Raw genomic sequence first — 17,513 nt, 5'->3', positions numbered from 1 at the left:
ATGAGTGAGAAACCGGCAATATTATACATTGACGATGAGGAGGCTAATCTCCTTTTATTCAGAATTTCCTTTGAGGGCGAAAGAGAAGTACTTTTAGCAAATTCTCCAGAGGAAGGACTTAAAAAATTAGCAGAGCATAGAAAACGTATCAGAGCGGTTATTAGCGACATGCACATGCCAAAAATGAATGGTGTTCAGTTCATTGAAAAAGCCCAAGAAACAGTAAACGATATTCCATATTATATTCTGAGTGGTTACGCTTATAACGATGAAATAGATGAGGCGCTTAAAGAGAATAAAATTGAAAAATTTTTTACAAAACCATTCGATCAGGCAGAGATTGAACGACACCTAAACGGGGCGGCTTAACCACCTCCCTTCTTTTCTTCCTCTTCTTTTCCAAGGATTTTCTCTTTCTTTTCTTTGATGCTCTCAGCAGCTTCATCAAGGTTGAGTCTTGCCTTTAGCCTATTCAAAATTCCCATGCCGATAGAGACAGCCCGATCTCCAAATGAAGGCTCTTGTTGCACGGGTTCGGTCTTTTCCTTCTTTTCTTCAGGTTTGAGCAAGTACTTATTTGTAGATGCGGTATCAACTACGATTCGTTGTGCAGAAGCGCCAATTGCCAAAGCGGTTAGAAAAAGACTGAAGATTAATACCCTATTACTCAATGCAACGAATTATTTTCGATGTTCATCAATATTAGTGTAAACGAGGAATATTGAAAAGGATTTGCAAAAACTGTGAGACAAAACTTGACGAAGGGTTTAGATTTTGCCCGAACTGCGGGCAGGAGCATAAAGAGAAAGTAGTTCACTTCAAGCAATTCATTCTCGATTTTCTTGGGGACTATTTCACGTTCGATTCGTTGATTATTCGGAGTTTTAGACCCCTCCTTTTTAATCCTGGGTTTTTAACAAAGGAATTTATAGCAGGTAGAAGAGTTCGGTATATTCCCCCGCTACGGATGTTTATCTTTATAAGCATCATCTTCTTTTTGATTCTGGGACCAGTTGAACAAACTGGGCAAATTGAACGAACCGAGGAGGCTGAGTTTCTGGACTCCTATTTCAATGTGTGGTTTCCGCGATTGTTTTTCTTGCTTCTGCCGCTATTTGCACTCTTCTTGTATATGCTTTTTAGGAAACCGGGACGGTTTTACCTCACACATTTCATTTTTTCAGTACACTTACACGCGTTCATTTTCGTCTTGCTGACTATTATGGTCGTTTTAATTGATTACATATTTCCAACAAGTGTATTTTTAAGTCAGTGGTCACTAATCATCACGGTTTTTCTTCTCGAGCTCTACTTATTAATTGCGTTGAAAAAAGTATATGAGCAAAGATGGTTGACCACCACGTTCAAATTAATACTGCTCAATATCATGTACATCATTTCGGTCATGATCATCTTTAGTGGTGTTGGGGCCCTCATATTTTATCTATAATTAAAATATTATCTTGAGAAGATGTCTGCTCAAGCACAGCATCAATACCCCCTCAATTGCCCTACAGGAAGGTGGACGATGTTTTCTACCATTCTTGCCACGAGCATGGCCTTCATTGATGGCTCTGTCTTAAACGTGATCTTACCGTCACTTCAAAAGGACCTGGCAGCAAATGGGGTTGATCTTTTCTGGGTTTTAAATAGCTATCTCTTAATGCTCGCCGCATTAATAATAGTTGGTGGAAGCCTAGGGGATAAATTAGGCAGGGTCAAAGTATTCAAGTTTGGAATTTTAGTTTTTACCATAGGGTCAGCGCTGTGTGGTTTTTCTCAGGACATTACTCAGTTGATAGCTTTCAGAACCATTCAAGGGATAGGAGGAGCTTTTATGATCCCCGGAAGTCTTTCCATAATCTCTGCTGTCTTCAGTAGAGAAGAAAAAGGAAAAGCCATCGGCACCTGGTCTGCCGCTACAACTATTGTCACGATATGCGGACCCGTGCTGGGCGGGGCATTGGCAGATGCGGGTCTTTGGAGGTTTATATTTTTTATAAATGTGCCGCTTGGGATATTATCCATGGTGGCCTTGCATTTAAAAGTCCCGGAAAGCCGAGAGCCAGGAGCTTCCTCAGTAGACTGGACAGGAGCCACAGCCCTTGTATTAAGTCTTGCTGCCCTGACATTCGGATTTTTGGAAATGCCAGAATGGGGATACTCCCACCCGGGAGTTATTTTAAGTCTGATACTAGGTACAATTTTTCTGCTCGTATTCGTCATCATCGAGAAAAAAGTAAAAGAGCCAATGGTACCCCTGGATATGTTTAGAGATAAAACCTTTTCAGGAGTTAATCTGCTAAGCTTTTTTCTTTATGCAGGCATGGGAGCAGTCATGTTATTTCTTTCGCTTAACATCATTCAAATTCAAGGCTACTCACAGCTACAGGCAGGGTTGACCTTCCTTCCGTTTTCACTTATTATGCTGGTTGCCGCAAGAAAAATGGGAGAGCTCACAGGAAAATATGGAGCAAGAAGGTTTTTGATCATTGGACCTACTATCACCGGAATTGGGATGGCCTGGTTTTCATTTATTGGAATGACGGATGGCCCCTCTGAATACTGGACCACCTATTTTCCTCCGTTTCTGACTTTTGCCGTGGGAATAGCCATAACGGTAGTACCCCTTACGACAGCCGTGATGGCGTGTGTTGACGATAGCAAGAGCGGAATTGCATCTGGAATTAATAATAGCGTGACCCGAATCTCAGGAACGTTTATGAATGCGATTTTAGGGGCAATAGCTGTACTAATCTTTGGGAATTACGTAATAGAAGCTTTGGAAGCAGTCTCAGCATCTGACCTAATGAAAGCAGAAGTAATGGGTGAAGCTTCAAAGCTTGGTGAAGCAAGTGCTCCCGAAAACTATAATGATGAATGGAGCAAAAAGATAAACTCAATTTTTGATTGGGGCTTTTTAGAGATTTATAAAATGGTTTGCTGGATCAGTGCATCACTTGCATTCTTATCTGCAGCGATCGCGTATTTCATGGTAGAAGGAAAGAAAGTTTGACATTGTGAGAAGACAATTAAGTGCAATCATGTTTACCGACCTTGCAGGCTATACAGCCATGATGCAAGAAGACGAATTCAACGCCAAGGGGATAAGAGATCTGCATCGCCAAATTTTAGAAAGTGAAATCAAAAATCACGATGGTGAAATACTGCAATATTATGGGGATGGAGCTCTCTCGATTTTTAATAGCACCATCTCAGCAGCTAATTCAGCCCTTTCCATTCAACGATCTTCCATTCAAAATAAAATACCACTTAGGGTTGGGATCCACACTGGTGATGTGGTGGTGGAGAAAGAGGGAGTCTACGGAGATGGTGTAAATATCGCGTCCAGGATTGAGTCTTTTTCGGTTCCGGGATCGGTGATGATCTCTGATAAGGTATTTGACGACATTAAAAACCACCAGACTTTTCAGCCTGTGTTGATGGGTGAGTTTGAATTGAAAAATGTGAAAAAGCCTGTTGAGGTTTATGCACTGACAAATGAAGGCTTGGTCGTTCCTCAACGAACAGACTTGAAAGGTAAAGTCAAAGAAAGAATTAAAAGCATAGCCGTTTTACCTTTTGTCAATAGAAGCTCAGATCCTGAAAACGAGTATTTCAGTGATGGAATAAGCGAAGAAATAATCACCGCACTGGCTAAAGTTGAAGGTCTGCGTGTTATTTCCAGAACTTCTTCATTTTCATTTAAAGGAAAAAATGTAGACGCCAGAACCATAGGCAAGCAACTGGAAGTCCAATCTATACTTGATGGCAGTGTTCGTAAGTCCGGAAACAAGGTCCGGATTGTTGCGCAGCTTAGCAGCACGTTTGATGGGTACCAACTCTGGACAGAAACCTATGATCGTACACTTGAGGATATTTTTGAAGTACAAGATGAAATTTCCTTAAAAATCGCTCAGCAGCTAAAGGAACGGTTGTCCAAAAAGGGACTGGAAGATCACGACAAAACAAAAGCCATCAATATTGAAGCATACAATGCCTACCTCCAGGGATTGTTTTTTTATAATAAGTGGACACCTGCAAACGCAGAAAAAGCTGTTGATTCATTTAAGAAGGCGATTGAATTGGAACCGACCTATGCTCAGGCATATGCAGGTCTGGCGCTAGCATATTCGTTAATGTCATTTACGGGATTTATTGACCCTCCGACTGGTTATCAGCTAACAGAGGAGGCAGCCAGGAAAACCATATCATTAGATCCTGATATAGAAAATGGGTACATCGCGCTTGGCTTTGTCGAGTTCTTCAATAATTGGGATTTTGAAAAAGGAAGGGAATGCCTGGAAAAGGCGCTTGAAATAAACCCGAAATCACCTGAAGCAAACCAGGCCAAGTCCTTTTATTATTTAATAACCAGTGATTTAGATAAGAGTCTGGAGGCCATCCAAAAAGCCAGAGAGGTAGACCCCTTATCACTGCTAACCAATAGAACCTTAGCTGATGTTTATTACTTGAGAGGTGATTACAAAATGGCCATTGAAGTTTATGATTGGCTACTGGAACAAGATCCCGAATTTAAGTCTGCACTTGATTTCAAGGCATGGGCCTATTTGATGGATGGACAATTTGATGTAGCAATAGAAATTTTTGAATCATTTCTTGATGGAGAGATTGCTCACTCGATGAAACCCTTTGTCCAACTTGGGTATGCACATGCCCTCAGAGGGGAAAAAGAGATTGCAGAGTCTTATCTACAGCAACTAATGGAGGATGCTAAAGAGCAACCAGGTGAGGTTAACGATTTAAACTTTGCTACACTTTATACTGGACTCGGAGATCATGAAAAAGCATTGGACTACCTCGAAAAAGTAGTAGATCAGCGAATAGGGGCTGTTTTGCTTATACACATTAGCCCTATATGGAAACCGCTCAGAGAGAAAGAGCGATTTAGCTTACTGCTGGATAAGATTGGGCTTCACAAAAATTATTTCAATCTGTAACCTTCGCTTCCTTTTCTTGTAACTTATCTGATTTAGAAATCGCCACCTGAAAAACTTAGGTGAAACCTGATAGAAATTTGAAATGACAGACGAACAGCTGATGTCGCTGGTTAAGTCCGGACAGTTGGATTACTTGAATGAGTTATTTAGTCGCTTTAGTAAGCGGATATATAACTACTTCCTTAAATCAACAATGGAAAAGGCAGATAGTGATGACCTGACTCAGGAGCTCTTTATCAGAGTAATGAAGTACAGAAACTCCTATAAAGAAGGGCACTCCGTTCAATTCTGGATTTTTCAAATAGCCAGGAATATGATCAAGGATCATTTCAGAAAGATGAAAATCCATAAAGATCAATTCAACCCTGTAGAGGTGATGCCGGAGAGGTTGGAGGACAGGGACGAACAGCTAATCGAGCAGGAAATGAAGCTGCACCGGGCAATGAAAAAGCTGCCTGATGAAAAGCGTGAGTTATTGGTGCTCAGCAAGTTTCAGGGATTGAAATACGAGCAGATAGCAAAGATGCGAGACACCACGGTGAGCAACATCAAGGTTCAGGTGCATCGCACAATAAAGGAATTAAAAGAAGTGTATTTCGAGTTATCGGAAGACGAATAATTAAAAGTGATAGATATGGAAATCACAGACGAACAAATAATCAGCCTCATTGAGGGAGAACCAAACGAGGCATTGGAAAAGAAGATCCAAAACGATTCTGCTTTGCAACAGCGATACGCTGAATTAAAAGAGCTAATGAATTTGATGGAGAATGCAGGTGAGGTGGAGGTTCCTTTTCATGTTCAGGCAAACTTTCAGGCTGCTATGGCCAAAGAGAAAGTAAAAAGTAGCAATGGACAAGTGCCTTGGATGCAGGTAGCAGCAGCGGTTGCATTGTTAATCATTGGCTTTGGAGCAGGGAAGTTTTCAGGAAGTGATTCTTCCGGAGACCTGGTAGATCTTCGAAATGAAATTCAATCGCTTAAGGAAGTAACACTGACGAACACGTTACAGAAGCACTCAGCAAGTGAGCGAATCATGGCTGTAAATCAAATAGAGCAGAAAACATCAGTGAATAAAGAATTGGTTTCTGCATTGATCACTACCCTTAATTCTGACGAAAGTCCAAGTGTTCGATATGCGGCATTACAAGCATTGGAGAAATTCATTGCAGTAGAAGATGTCAGAGCAGAGCTGGTAAAATCACTGGAAACACAGTCAGATCCACTTATTCAAATCTCACTAATTACCATTCTGGTGCAGGCTGAGGAACGGAGTGCTATTGCGCCGCTCAAGGAAATAATTGAAAACGAAGAGATATCCCCTGAGGTGAAACAACAAGCGGAAGTAGCCATACAGGTTTTAACATAAGATACCGGTACAATTAATTTTTAATAAAAATTCAAATAAAAATAGAAATGAAAACGATTATAGCAGGACTAATACTATTGACGAGCGTCAATGTAATGGCACAGGAAAAGAACTTTACCTATCAGGTAAAAGGGAATGCAGCAGAAACATGGTTAGAAATTGAAAACCTTTTTGCGGACATCAAGATTGAAGGGACCTCAGGTTCTGAGATCAAAATTGAAAGCAAAAACTACAAGGGTCTTCCAGAAAAAGCCAAAGGACTAAAACCACTCTCAGCAACTGGCCCGGAAAATACAGGTATTGGGCTTAGTATCTCTCAGGATGGAAATAAAATATCTCTTTCCGGAGCACATCGAAAAGCTGACGATGCAGATTACACCCTGTATTTGCCGAAAAACCTAAAGGTTAAAATCAACTACAATAGCTGGCAAGCAGGAGATGTGGTCATCAAAGGCATGGCAGGAGAAGTAGAGGCGAAGAGCCAGGTTGGAGATTTGAAATTTATAGACGTAACAGGTCCCATTGTAGCTCATACATTGAGTTCTGATTTAGAAGTGACATTCACCTCTTTATCAAGCATGTCTCCTTCATCATTGAGCTCTACCAGTGGAGATATTGATGTGACTTTTCCCGGGTCAGTCAAGGGAACATTCAAAATGTCAACAGTCTCAGGAGGTGTTTACACTGGATTTGATTTTGACTTTGGTGAAGATGCGAAACTAAACCGCGTAGGAGGTCAAAATGCCACCGGCAAGCTTAACGGCGGTGGGGTAGAGGTGACACTGAGGACCGTAAGTGGAGATATTTACGTACGAAAAGCTGAGTAGTCATGAAAGCATTTATCACATTGTTGTGTCTGGCATCCTTTGGGTTGTCAGCACAACCAAAAAAAGTTACAGAATCCGTGAGTGTCACCGGTCAGGAGAGGTTGGATTTGGAGTTTGCCTTTGCAGACGAAATCGTATTCAAGACCTGGGAGAAAAACGAGGTTTTGGTTGAGGTGATGGTAGAAATTAACAACGGTGAGGACAATGACATTTTTACCCTGAGTTCCAATAAATCAAACGCCACTATTTACATAGAAATGGATGAGGACATGTGGAAAAAACTTAGCAAACAAGAAAACGGAAAATGGAATAACTGTAGCTATCAATCGAATATCGATTATACCGTTTATTTACCAGCAAACTTGAATGTAAGATCAAACACGATATCCGGGGACTATGCTTTTGAATTCTACGGGGCGGAGATGGAGCTCAAGACAATCTCTGGGGCTATTGATGTAACCGTTCCAGAAAAAAAGGGGATGGACTTCAAAGCAAAAACCATTTCCGGTGAAATTTACTCGGATATAGAAATCAAATATCCATATGGAAAAGACGGGCTCAAACAAATCGTGGGCCAGGATATCCGTGGGAGAGTGAGCGAGGGAGGTGCTGAGTCTACCTTCGAGACCATCAGTGGAGATATTTTCCTGAGAAAAGGCTAGCAGAATCAATGCAGGGGTTGAGGCTGTCTCAAAGGGCTTATTAGTAATTATTCATTCTAACGAAAGAAGAATCTCCTTATAATTTGTGCTTACTGTCATTTAAGAAAGAGATCCTTAACAAATTCAGGAAGACGGACCTTGAGACAGTCTCTTATTTCTTCTTTAATACGATTAACCGATCGTCCATGACTGTCCCTACAAAGAGCAAATCCTTATAGAGAGCAGCTACACTACTTGCAGAAACAAACGAACCATCATTTTCATAAAGAGATTCTACCTGGTCACTGTTGGTAATCTTTATGACTTCAGAAGGAGCTACCTCTTTCTTGCCTCCTGCATATGCTGCAAAAGCAAGTAAATTGGGATGTGATCCAATCCATAAGTTTCCTTCTTCATCTAGCTCAATGTTATCAATGCCGGTCCCTACATCCAGGTTACGATCAAAGGATAGATCCCCAGTATCTTCGATGTTGTAATATTTTAGTGTGAAACTCCGAGGAGAAGCTACCAATAGCTGATCTCTGTCTTTGGAAATATTGATGCCATTGGCATACTTGATACCCCCGGCCACTTCTTTGTATTTGCCATCGTAAAAAACCACATTGGAAACACCCAATCCAAGATAGTCCTCAGCCAGCTTGCCCCAATAGCTGGTATATCCGTGATCGTTCGTAAAATAAAAGGACTCTTCATCCAGCGCGATAACATCGTTTGGGCTGATCATACTTTCATCTCGGTAGGTGGCCATATAAACCAGACTGTCGCCAAAGAGCTCAAATTTTTCAATGGTTTGCCCCCTCGCATGATTTACCACCAGAACCTGATAGTGGCTACTATCCAACTTGAGAAGACTGATCCCATGAGGGTAAAATGGCAACTTATAGTCAGCGGTAAGCTTCTTTGGTTTTAAATCTCCGGAATCCAGGTCCAGGTAATACAAATTTCCCTGAGTAGCAGATCCATCACGTCTTCCTGCCCGATCGTCCTGTGAGATGATCATGAAGCCATCTTCATAGCTTATGGTAAAGTCTTCTGCCCCTTTCATTGGGATCTCTGCAATAACCGAATAGCTTTCTGTGTTATTAACTTCGCGGAAGTATCCCGTAGAAGAAAAGGTATAGAACACAAATGCAGCAATAATCAGGATGAGTATCAGGAGGGTGAGTAAAACTTTTTTCATAGCAATAATGACTGTAAAGCATAAAACTAAGAAATGTTTTTCTGTGGTGGTAATTATGGCCATAACCTTACTCTCTGGTTGCGGTTCGGATGAAATCCAACTACCAAGTCAGAAACTGGAAGGAAAGATCAATGGAACAGACTGGAGCTATAAATCCGGTAATGGGTATATAGAAACAACGGATTTCGAATATCGTGTGAGGTTTCTCTCATCAAAAGAGGCTGTTAATGACCCCTGCACACTGCCCAACCCTTCACTTTCTCATGTAAGAGCCAATTTCAAACCAGCAGTCAGAAGTTATTTTGTGACACCTCAGGCGGTAGATGATAATCAGGTACAGGTCACTTTCGAGATCTCTCCCTCACAAAAATTAATCGCCACAAGTGGATTCATGGAGGTATATGCTATAGAAAGCCAGGTGGTAATCGGATATCTCCAGGCGGTTCTTGATGATGACAACAAAGTAGAAGGATCTTTTGAAATAAGACTGTGCAATTGAAACAAGGCAAGAATTTTGCAGTTAGTAACCAATAAACAATTTTAATGAAGAGGTATTTGTTATTGGCAATCGTTGGATTGTCTTTTATCACGGTTCAGTTTGATATAAAAAAGGTTGTCGATAAGCTCACCGCCTATTCCCTTAAGAACCCACAGGAAAAAATATTCATCCATTTTGATAAGCCGAATTACAGTACCGGCGAAACCATTTGGTTTAAGAGCTATTTGGTTGATGCGTACGCTAATGAACCAATTACGATTAGTAAAGTCATTTATGTAGAATTATTAAACAGTGCGCTAAAGCCAATCAATCAAAAGACTTTGAGAGTAGAAAAAGGGGGTGCTGCAGGTGAGTTCCTTCTTCCCGACTCGCTTTCTCCTGGTACCTATCATGTGAGGGCTTATTCCAATTGGATGCGAAATTCCGATGAAGCATTCTTTTATAGAAACTCATTCAAAGTGTTGAAAACACAGGTCGAGGAAGAAAGCTCCAATCCTTCAATTGAGCCAAGAGTTGCCTTTTTTCCTGAAGGCGGTGATTTGATTGATGGTGTTGCCTCAATCGTTGCTGTGAAAGCGACCGACCAATTTGGAAATGGAATAGTTGTGAATGGAACTGTGAAGAACAGTGAAGGAGCTGATATTACTACGTTTGAAACGGATGAAAGAGGTTTTGGAGCATTGATCGTGACGCCTAATAAAAAGGAACAATTGACCTCTGAAACAATATTTAATCAGCAGTCATATGCTATAGAGCTACCTGAAGTCAAGGAATCAGGATATGCCATTCGGGTTCTCAATAACTACCAATCTGAAAAAATAACCATTACAGTTACAGCAAAGAATAAATCACTGGCCGGGAGCGGCCTGGTAGCTCATCATTCCGGGGAAGTCTTTTACTCAGTGTTAAATGAAGGGGATGATGAAGCCTTTGCCGTGCGATTAGATCGAAACGACTTTCCTTCAGGCATTTGTCACATTACTTTTTTTGACCCAGACGGAATACCACAGGCGGAACGGCTACTTTATGCAAACTATCCGCGAACAAAAGAAGTCTCACTAGGCAAAAACGATTCCTATGGCAACAGAGCAGCGGTATCACTGGAAATTGGTGTTCGCGATTCACTAATTGGTAATATTGCAAGCAACCTTTCTGTCTCAATTACCCCTCAGGATCTGGTTCAATACCCTGAATTCAACGAAAACATAGTCAATTACCTGATGTTTACTTCAGATCTGGTTGGTACGGTTGTAGATCCTGGCTATTACCTGCAGAAGAACAAAGCGTCATTCCGATCAATGGATTTACTCTTGATGACTCAGGGATGGAGAAGATTTAATTGGGAAGAGGTGCTAACCTATGACGAGAAAGGCACGCCAAATTTTTGGGCCGAAGATGGGATTATCTTCTCTGGCCAGGTGATGGACTATTTCAAACGTGACTTACCACGAGAGTCACAAGTTTCCCTGTCGATTTTAGACAATCAATTGGGTTTTGTGCAGGGAGAGACTGATGAGCAAGGTCGATTTTTCTTCTCCGGAAATGACTTTTATGATTCTACAGATTTATTATTTCAGGCCAAACGAAAACTTAAGAAAGATGGGAAATTTCGAAATGATGTCTTTATTGAATTAGATCAGCAAGCAAAACCGACGATTAACAATTCATTTTTCACTCCATTTCCATCTCTAAAACCTGAAAAGAAAGAAACCTATCTGGTAGAAAAGGAGAAGATGGAAAAAATCGAGCGAGCTTTCAACTTTGATAAAGATGCCATTATGCTAGATGCTGTGGAGGTAACAGGCACGAAAGTGATTGTGAACGATCCTTTCGAGAGTCCATTCAAAATATATGGTGAACCGACTGGGCGAATCGTCGCAGACTCAATAATGCGTGGAGTTGCTATGATTAGTATTTTTGACCTATTCAGACGCTTGCCAGGTGTCAGGGTATTTGGAAGCTTCCCCAACCAAAGTATTCAGATCGGAGGACCGGGAAGTATCAATAGCAGCACAGATCCTTTATACCTATTGGATGGCATCAATATTTCTGCAGAAGTTGTCAATTCGATTCCACCCACCTCCGTTTCTCATGTAGATATTTTAGATCGTGCCGATGCAGCAATTTATGGATCACAAGGAGCCAACGGAGTAGTAGCTATTTATAGCAAGACAGGATTAGGAGTAACCGATAAGGAGCCAAAGAACATGGGTATCTTGAATCATAGTCATCCGGGATATACTCAGGTGCGGGAATTCTTTTCTCCTAATTATGAAGTCCCTCTAGACATTCATGCAAAACCAGATTTCAGAACAACACTTTATTGGAACCCTACACTGATCTTAGAGGGAGACAGCACGTCCACTGCTGTTTTTTATACGTCAGATCAAAAAGGAAAATTTGACGTCATCATTCAGGGGATCACTGTAGATGGAACTCCGGTGTTTTTGAGGGATACGCTGGTAGTGGAATAGTTGAAGCTTATCACCATCTTTTCAATTTGTTTTAATGGTTCTAATTGTGGTCATCTTATAGCCGGTAACATCTATTTGATCCATCAAATATCCTTTTGGTAAAAAGATATCATCATATCGTGGTGTTTTTTTATGACGAAGATTAAACTCTATTGGCAAACTAAATACCGTGTTTTTATAATCAACAGACCAGGTTCCGCCGATTTTTGATAAAGCTTTGAAAGCCTCTTTCTCCAGTAGTTTGGTTTTTTTGTTTTTGACCTCTTCATCTACAATCATATTACCGTTTTGGTCAATCGAAAAGTATACCATGATCAAACCACTTTGACCATTTCTAATGGCATCTACAGGGTATCTAATAAGCCCTTTTAGTTGAGTATAGAATAGCTCTATTCCATGCTTATATTCCAAGAGGTTTATTTTTCTGTCGACCTTAATTTGAAAGACTTTCAGATTTTGAGCAGTAACAAAAGCCGTTTTAAGATCAGGGTGCGAAATTTTAATTGAGTCTCCGAGGTTAGCCGAGACTTGAACAAAACCTTTGGCATTTGATATATTAATCGAATCCGATCCCAAGACATTTACGCTGGCATTTTCAACCGTACGACCCGAAGGAGATTCAATAATTTTCAGTGTATATACTTCCTGTCCAATTAGAGCAAAAGAGACACAACAAAAAAGCGTTACTAGTAGAGCTTTCATTACCTATCCGTTAACTTAAATCCGCAATATACAATTGAAAAGAAAAACATTTGAAGTAGAGAATCTAAAATCGATCAATTAAAGTTGAAATCTCTTGTCAAGCACAACTATTCAAGCTCTCCCTCCCTCAAAAACGTCAGTTCAAGTGTGTCGCTATTGCTATTGAGTTTCTCAAGCACCTACTGTTTCCTCTACTTCTACTGTTTCCTCATATTCACCTACCGGCAAACAACTACACATCAGGTTACGATCTCCATATGCACTATCTACTCTGCTCACCGCTGGCCAAAACTTATTCTCCCGTACATAGTCGGCAGGGAAAGCGGCCTTTTCGCGCGAGTATGGGTACTTCCACTCATCCGCAACCAGGACCTTGTATGAGTGCGGCGCATTTTTCAATGGATTGTCTTTTGCATCAGCCTTGCCATCAATAACCTCCTGAACTTCAGCCCGGATCGCAATCATTGCATCGCAGAAACGATCCAGCTCTCCTTGTACCTCACTTTCGGTAGGCTCAATCATCATGGTTCCTGGAACCGGGAAAGAAACAGTTGGTGCATGGAAGCCATAATCAATCAATCGCTTTGCGATATCTTCCACTTCTACACCCGACTTCTTGAAGTCTCGACAGTCAATAATTAGTTCATGTGCATTTCTGCCCTTATCATTTGCATAAAGAACTGGGTAATGGTCTTTCAATCTGGCTGCAATGTAATTAGCATTTAGTATCGCCATTTTGGTTGCGTTAGCCAGACCATGAGGCCCCATCATGGCAATGTATGCATGAGAGATAGGTAAAATACTTGCACTCCCGTATGCGGCAGCTGAGATTGCCGGGTTGCTGCTGTGCTCCGTCACATGACCAGGCAAGTATGGAGTTAAATGCTCCGCCACACCTATTGGACCCATACCCGGACCGCCACCCCCGTGAGGGATGCAAAATGTCTTGTGAAGGTTCAGGTGACATACATCCGCACCAATGATACCGGGAGAGGTAAGACCGACTTGTGCATTCATATTGGCCCCATCCATGTAGACCTGACCCCCATTTTCATGTATGATGTTACAGATTTCAATGATTGCCTCTTCGAATACTCCATGTGTTGATGGGTAAGTGACCATTAATGCTGCGAGCTCATTGCTATGGGCTTCAGCTTTTTCTCTCAAATCATCCACATCAATGTTACCATTGTCATCACACTTTACAATGACTACTCGCATTCCTGCCATGACCGCACTCGCAGGATTAGTTCCGTGAGCGGATGATGGAATCAACGCCACGTTTCTGTTTGGCTGACCAGTACCTTCCAGGTAAGATTTGATAACCATCAGCCCGGCGTACTCACCTTGAGCTCCGGAATTCGGCTGGAAAGAGACAGCATGAAATCCGGTGATTTCGGTCAACCAGTCATGTAGTTCATTAATCATAATTCCATAACCTTCTGCCTGATCCTTTGGAGCAAATGGATGAATATTGGCAAATTCCGGCCATGTTACAGGGATCATTTCTGAAGTCGCATTTAACTTCATGGTACACGACCCCAAAGAAATCATCGAGTGGACGAGAGAGAGATCTTTGTTTTCCAGCCGCTTCATGTAGCGCAGGAGTTCGTGCTCAGAGTGATACTGATTAAATATGGGATGCTCCAGGTACGAAGTTTTTCTCAAAAGGGTGGAAGGGTAGTCTACCTTAAAATCCTCTACAATAGGTGTTTCAAAGGCATTTCCCAGTCGCGCAAATAGTTTCACAACTTCATTGGCATCTGCTACGGTGTGAGATTCATCAAAAGAAATACCAACACCATCATCAAAAAACCTGAAGTTGATTTCGCTCTTATGACTCAGTTTCCTTAAGTGCAGTGTTTGATCTGCATCCAGTTGAATCCTTAAGGTATCGAAGAAATAGGTATTCTGATTTTCAAACCCAAATTGAGCAATAGCGTTCGCTGTTTCCTTAGCCAACCCATGTGTACGAGCACCGATTTCTTTGAGACCTTTTGCTCCATGATAGACGGCATACATACCGGCCATTACTGCAAGCAGTACTTGCGCTGTACAGATATTTGAAGTCGCACGTTCTCTTTTAATGTGCTGCTCCCTTGTTTGTAGCGCCATGCGATACGCATTATTTCCGTGTGCATCTTTTGATGCCCCGATGATTCTTCCGGGGATTGATCTTTTATAGGCTTCTCGAGTCGCAAAGAAAGCCGCGTGTGGACCACCATAGCCCATTGGAACACCAAATCGCTGGCTAGTACCAACCACCACATCGGTTCCCCATTCACCAGGTGCAGTTAATAGTGTAAGTGCTAAAAGGTCAGAAGCACATGCAGTAAATACATTGTTTTCCTGAGCAGCAGCAACGATAGCTGACCAGTCTTTAACCGCTCCCGAGTTGTTTGGATATTGGAAAAACATACCAAAGATCTCAGGTGAGGAGACATCCGTATTAGCAAGATCCACGATCTCCAATTCAATGCCGAAAGGCAAGGCTCGCGTTTTCAATACTTCTAATGTTTGCGGGAAAACTTCTTCGTCAACCAGAAATTTATTGGATGATTTTTTCTCACCTTTACGTAAGCCATAAAGCATTGACATGGCTTCTGCGGCGGCAGTTGCCTCATCCAGCAACGATGCGTTGGCTATTTCCATCCCTGTCAGGTCAATGACCATGGTTTGAAAATTAATTAAGGCCTCCAGCCTGCCTTGAGCGATCTCAGCCTGATAAGGCGTATAGGCCGTATACCAACCCGGATTTTCCATGATGTTGCGCTGGATAACCGTTGGCACCACACAGTTATAATACCCCTGGCCTATGAAAGACTTAAAGACTTTGTTTTTATCTGCGACCTTTTGCATTCGGTTGAGATATTCAAATTCATTTAGTGAAGGGGGTAGATCTAAAGGCTTTTTCTTAAGGATCGGAGCTGGAATGGCTTCCGAAATAAGTTCGTCTACACTCTTCAAACCAATGGTTTGAAGCATATGGGAAACTTCTTCATCAGAAGGACCATTGTGTCTTCTTTCAAACTCTACGCGATCGTTCAGATTTAATTTCATTAGGGGTACTATTTAGAGGCCGCAAATTTACGACAGGACTATCAGGACAAAAAGTATTTTACCCTAACCATTAGTGTAATTGTTTGGTTTGCCCGAATCAAAATTCTTTAGTTTTAGGGGCACATTTAATACGCTATATCATATTACGATGAGAAAGATAACATATGCATTGGGTCTGATTGTGGCCTTCGGACTGTTAGCACAGGATAAAACAGCCCTCAAGTTTGCAAAAACAATCACTTCTGAAGATTTGAAAGAACACCTTTCGATTTTAGCTTCTGACGAATACGAAGGAAGAGAAACGGGAACTAAGGGGCAAAAAATGGCTGCCGAATATATCGCCAATCACTTTAAGTCTTTAGGGTTTGAAGCTCCTGTTGAGGGTTCATACTTTCAAAAATTTAATTTGACAGAGTCCTCAATTGGTTCAGTCTACTTTCGAAAAGGGGACGAAAAGAAAATGGGCTTTGAAGACTTTGTCTACTATTCGAGTGCCGAGACAAGTGGAGAAGAGTACATAACTATTGTATTGGCAGATGAAGATAAAGAGGACGGTTATGATGGTAATTATGTTCTTTTTTCTGCTGAGAAACTGGGAGGTCTGCAAGAAAAGGCTGAGCAAGCCACTGCAGCAGGCGCTAAAGGAGTGATTATTATGCTCGAGGACGATACCGAGTTTGAATCATTTATTACCAGATACAGCCCCTATCTTCAAAGACCTTCTTTGAGAGCAAAAGCCAGGGATAATGAAGCAACCAAACTGGTCATTGGTGATCAGGCAATGATTGAATGGATGTTTGGAAAGCCATTTGCTGAAATTAAAGGAAACGAATCTGCACAAATCATTTTCAATGCGGATTACCTGGATAAGCCGGTAGAAACAGAAAATGTGCTTGGCTACCTGAAAGGCAGTGAAATGCCGGATGAATTGCTAATAGTAACTGCACACTATGATCACGTAGGAATCATTGGAGGAGAGATTCATAATGGGGCAGATGATGATGGCTCAGGAACAGTAACCGTTTTGGAAATAGCGGAGGCATTCTCTGAAGCAGTGAAAAAGAAAAAAGGACCTAAGAGAAGTGTGCTTTTCATGACAGTAACGGGCGAGGAAAAAGGACTGTTAGGCTCACTTTACTATACAGACACTGATCCGGTTTTCCCTCTAGAAAATACGGTAGCCAACTTGAATATTGATATGGTAGGAAGGATTGATGATGCCCACGCGGAGAATCCTGATTATGTATACGTCATTGGTTCGGACAAACTCTCAAAAGAGTTGCATGAGCTATCCGAGAACGTAAATAAGACTTACACGAACCTGGCCCTGGATTATACCTATAACGATGAAAATGATCCTAATCGATTCTATTACCGATCAGATCATTACAATTTCGCCAAGAACAACATTCCAATCATTTTCTATTTCAATGGAACACATCCTGACTATCATCAGCCAACGGATACCATCGAGAAGATTGCGTTTGATACCATGGAGAAGCGAGCAAGACTTGTTTTCCATACTGCATGGGAAGTTGCAAATAGAGCGGAACGAATAAAAGTGGATTAGTAAAACCTGGAAGGGTTGGGAAGGAAATTGATCATTGTGGGGCATTCGCCCCACAAGATCTTTTCAACCAGCTATGGAAAGAAAGACTAAAAAATCCATCTTTCTACTACAAGTATAATTATTAAATGTGGTTTCCATAAAAATTTAGTTCAAAAAAATTGTGAAGGCCGTTTTGTGTATTTTTTTATTTTAAATAATCATTGTTTTGA

General features: G+C 41.4%; 15 protein-coding genes. 11 read left to right on the top strand and 4 right to left on the bottom strand.

The annotated features are described in order from the left end of the window. Entirely contained in the window at nt 1–369 is a 369-nt protein-coding gene (locus tag ACO05G_RS16585; protein ID WP_421763753.1) for a response regulator, read from the top strand. Here the strand turns inward: ACO05G_RS16585 and ACO05G_RS16580 are convergent. Then, nucleotides 366–671, bottom strand: coding sequence for a hypothetical protein (locus tag ACO05G_RS16580; RefSeq protein WP_421763752.1), 306 nt, complete (start codon nt 669–671; stop codon nt 366–368). The two genes, ACO05G_RS16585 and ACO05G_RS16580, sit on opposite strands and share 4 nt — an antisense overlap. Before the next feature lie 50 nt (nt 672–721). Between ACO05G_RS16580 and ACO05G_RS16575 the strand changes: the two genes are divergently transcribed. The 7 genes from ACO05G_RS16575 (at nt 722) to ACO05G_RS16545 (ending at nt 7,819) form a co-directional block, all read left to right on the top strand. Next, a complete protein-coding gene (locus tag ACO05G_RS16575; protein ID WP_348283021.1) occupies nt 722–1,450 on the top strand; it encodes a DUF3667 domain-containing protein in 729 nt (242 codons plus the stop codon). Nucleotides 1,451–1,471: 21 nt separating this feature from the next. Then, nucleotides 1,472–3,016 carry an MFS transporter gene (locus tag ACO05G_RS16570; protein WP_421763751.1) on the top strand — a complete coding sequence of 515 codons (1,545 nt, stop codon included), beginning with the start codon at nt 1,472–1,474 and terminating at the stop codon, nt 3,014–3,016. 4 nt (nt 3,017–3,020) lie between these two features. Next, complete coding sequence (locus ACO05G_RS16565; protein ID WP_421763750.1) at nt 3,021–4,961, top strand: adenylate/guanylate cyclase domain-containing protein; 1,941 nt, start codon at nt 3,021–3,023, stop codon at nt 4,959–4,961. Between the two features lie 82 nt (nt 4,962–5,043). Further along, nucleotides 5,044–5,580, top strand: coding sequence for an RNA polymerase sigma factor (locus ACO05G_RS16560; protein WP_421763749.1), 537 nt, complete (start codon nt 5,044–5,046; stop codon nt 5,578–5,580). Between the two features lie 15 nt (nt 5,581–5,595). Continuing rightward, nucleotides 5,596–6,330: a HEAT repeat domain-containing protein gene (locus tag ACO05G_RS16555; protein ID WP_421763748.1), complete on the top strand. Its 735-nt coding sequence runs from the start codon at nt 5,596–5,598 to the stop codon at nt 6,328–6,330. A gap of 47 nt (nt 6,331–6,377) precedes the next feature. After that, the gene (locus ACO05G_RS16550) at nt 6,378–7,157 is read left to right on the top strand and encodes a DUF4097 family beta strand repeat-containing protein (RefSeq protein WP_348283016.1); all 780 of its coding nucleotides are present in this window, start codon (nt 6,378–6,380) and stop codon (nt 7,155–7,157) included. Between the two features lie 2 nt (nt 7,158–7,159). Beyond that, the gene (locus tag ACO05G_RS16545; protein ID WP_421763747.1) at nt 7,160–7,819 is read left to right on the top strand and encodes a hypothetical protein; all 660 of its coding nucleotides are present in this window, start codon (nt 7,160–7,162) and stop codon (nt 7,817–7,819) included. 151 nt (nt 7,820–7,970) lie between these two features. Here the strand turns inward: ACO05G_RS16545 and ACO05G_RS16540 are convergent, their stop codons facing one another. Then, nucleotides 7,971–8,999, bottom strand: coding sequence for a strictosidine synthase family protein (locus tag ACO05G_RS16540; RefSeq protein WP_421763746.1), 1,029 nt, complete (start codon nt 8,997–8,999; stop codon nt 7,971–7,973). 55 nt (nt 9,000–9,054) lie between these two features. Between ACO05G_RS16540 and ACO05G_RS16535 the strand changes: the two genes are divergently transcribed. Further along, on the top strand, nt 9,055–9,498 hold the full coding sequence (locus ACO05G_RS16535; protein ID WP_421763745.1) for a hypothetical protein: 444 nt from the start codon (nt 9,055–9,057) through the stop codon (nt 9,496–9,498). A 44-nt stretch (nt 9,499–9,542) separates the two neighbouring features. Continuing rightward, complete coding sequence (locus ACO05G_RS16530) at nt 9,543–11,972, top strand: TonB-dependent receptor plug domain-containing protein (RefSeq protein ID WP_421763744.1); 2,430 nt, start codon at nt 9,543–9,545, stop codon at nt 11,970–11,972. A gap of 21 nt (nt 11,973–11,993) precedes the next feature. Here ACO05G_RS16530 and ACO05G_RS16525 read toward each other — a convergent pair whose 3' ends face one another. Next, nucleotides 11,994–12,674: an energy transducer TonB gene (locus ACO05G_RS16525; RefSeq protein WP_421763743.1), complete on the bottom strand. Its 681-nt coding sequence runs from the start codon at nt 12,672–12,674 to the stop codon at nt 11,994–11,996. Nucleotides 12,675–12,845: 171 nt separating this feature from the next. After that, entirely contained in the window at nt 12,846–15,734 is a 2,889-nt protein-coding gene (gene gcvP / locus ACO05G_RS16520; protein WP_421763742.1) for an aminomethyl-transferring glycine dehydrogenase, read from the bottom strand. A 148-nt stretch (nt 15,735–15,882) separates the two neighbouring features. Here gcvP and ACO05G_RS16515 point away from each other — a divergent pair, with 148 nt between their 5' ends. Continuing rightward, entirely contained in the window at nt 15,883–17,304 is a 1,422-nt protein-coding gene (locus ACO05G_RS16515) for a M28 family peptidase (protein WP_421763741.1), read from the top strand. Nucleotides 17,305–17,513: the final 209 nt, after the last annotated feature.

Source organism: Ekhidna sp. (assembly GCF_965227465.1).
Classification (GTDB): domain Bacteria; phylum Bacteroidota; class Bacteroidia; order Cytophagales; family Cyclobacteriaceae; genus Ekhidna.
Note: the sequence above shows the minus strand (reverse complement) of the source record. Positions and strands in the feature narration are given on the sequence as shown.

What these genes read in the sequence shown, in the direction of transcription:
- ACO05G_RS16585 (WP_421763753.1), top strand. Translation starts at nt 1, where the DNA reads ATGAGTGAGAAACCGGCAATATTATACATTGACGATGAGGAGGCTAAT.
- ACO05G_RS16570 (WP_421763751.1), top strand. Translation starts at nt 1,472, where the DNA reads ATGTCTGCTCAAGCACAGCATCAATACCCCCTCAATTGCCCTACAGGA.
- ACO05G_RS16560 (WP_421763749.1), top strand. Translation starts at nt 5,044, where the DNA reads ATGACAGACGAACAGCTGATGTCGCTGGTTAAGTCCGGACAGTTGGAT.
- ACO05G_RS16555 (WP_421763748.1), top strand. Translation starts at nt 5,596, where the DNA reads ATGGAAATCACAGACGAACAAATAATCAGCCTCATTGAGGGAGAACCA.
- ACO05G_RS16550 (WP_348283016.1), top strand. Translation starts at nt 6,378, where the DNA reads ATGAAAACGATTATAGCAGGACTAATACTATTGACGAGCGTCAATGTA.
- ACO05G_RS16545 (WP_421763747.1), top strand. Translation starts at nt 7,160, where the DNA reads ATGAAAGCATTTATCACATTGTTGTGTCTGGCATCCTTTGGGTTGTCA.
- ACO05G_RS16540 (WP_421763746.1), bottom strand. Translation starts at nt 8,999, where the DNA reads ATGAAAAAAGTTTTACTCACCCTCCTGATACTCATCCTGATTATTGCT.
- ACO05G_RS16535 (WP_421763745.1), top strand. Translation starts at nt 9,055, where the DNA reads ATGGCCATAACCTTACTCTCTGGTTGCGGTTCGGATGAAATCCAACTA.
- ACO05G_RS16530 (WP_421763744.1), top strand. Translation starts at nt 9,543, where the DNA reads ATGAAGAGGTATTTGTTATTGGCAATCGTTGGATTGTCTTTTATCACG.
- ACO05G_RS16525 (WP_421763743.1), bottom strand. Translation starts at nt 12,674, where the DNA reads ATGAAAGCTCTACTAGTAACGCTTTTTTGTTGTGTCTCTTTTGCTCTA.
- gcvP (WP_421763742.1), bottom strand. Translation starts at nt 15,734, where the DNA reads ATGAAATTAAATCTGAACGATCGCGTAGAGTTTGAAAGAAGACACAAT.
- ACO05G_RS16515 (WP_421763741.1), top strand. Translation starts at nt 15,883, where the DNA reads ATGAGAAAGATAACATATGCATTGGGTCTGATTGTGGCCTTCGGACTG.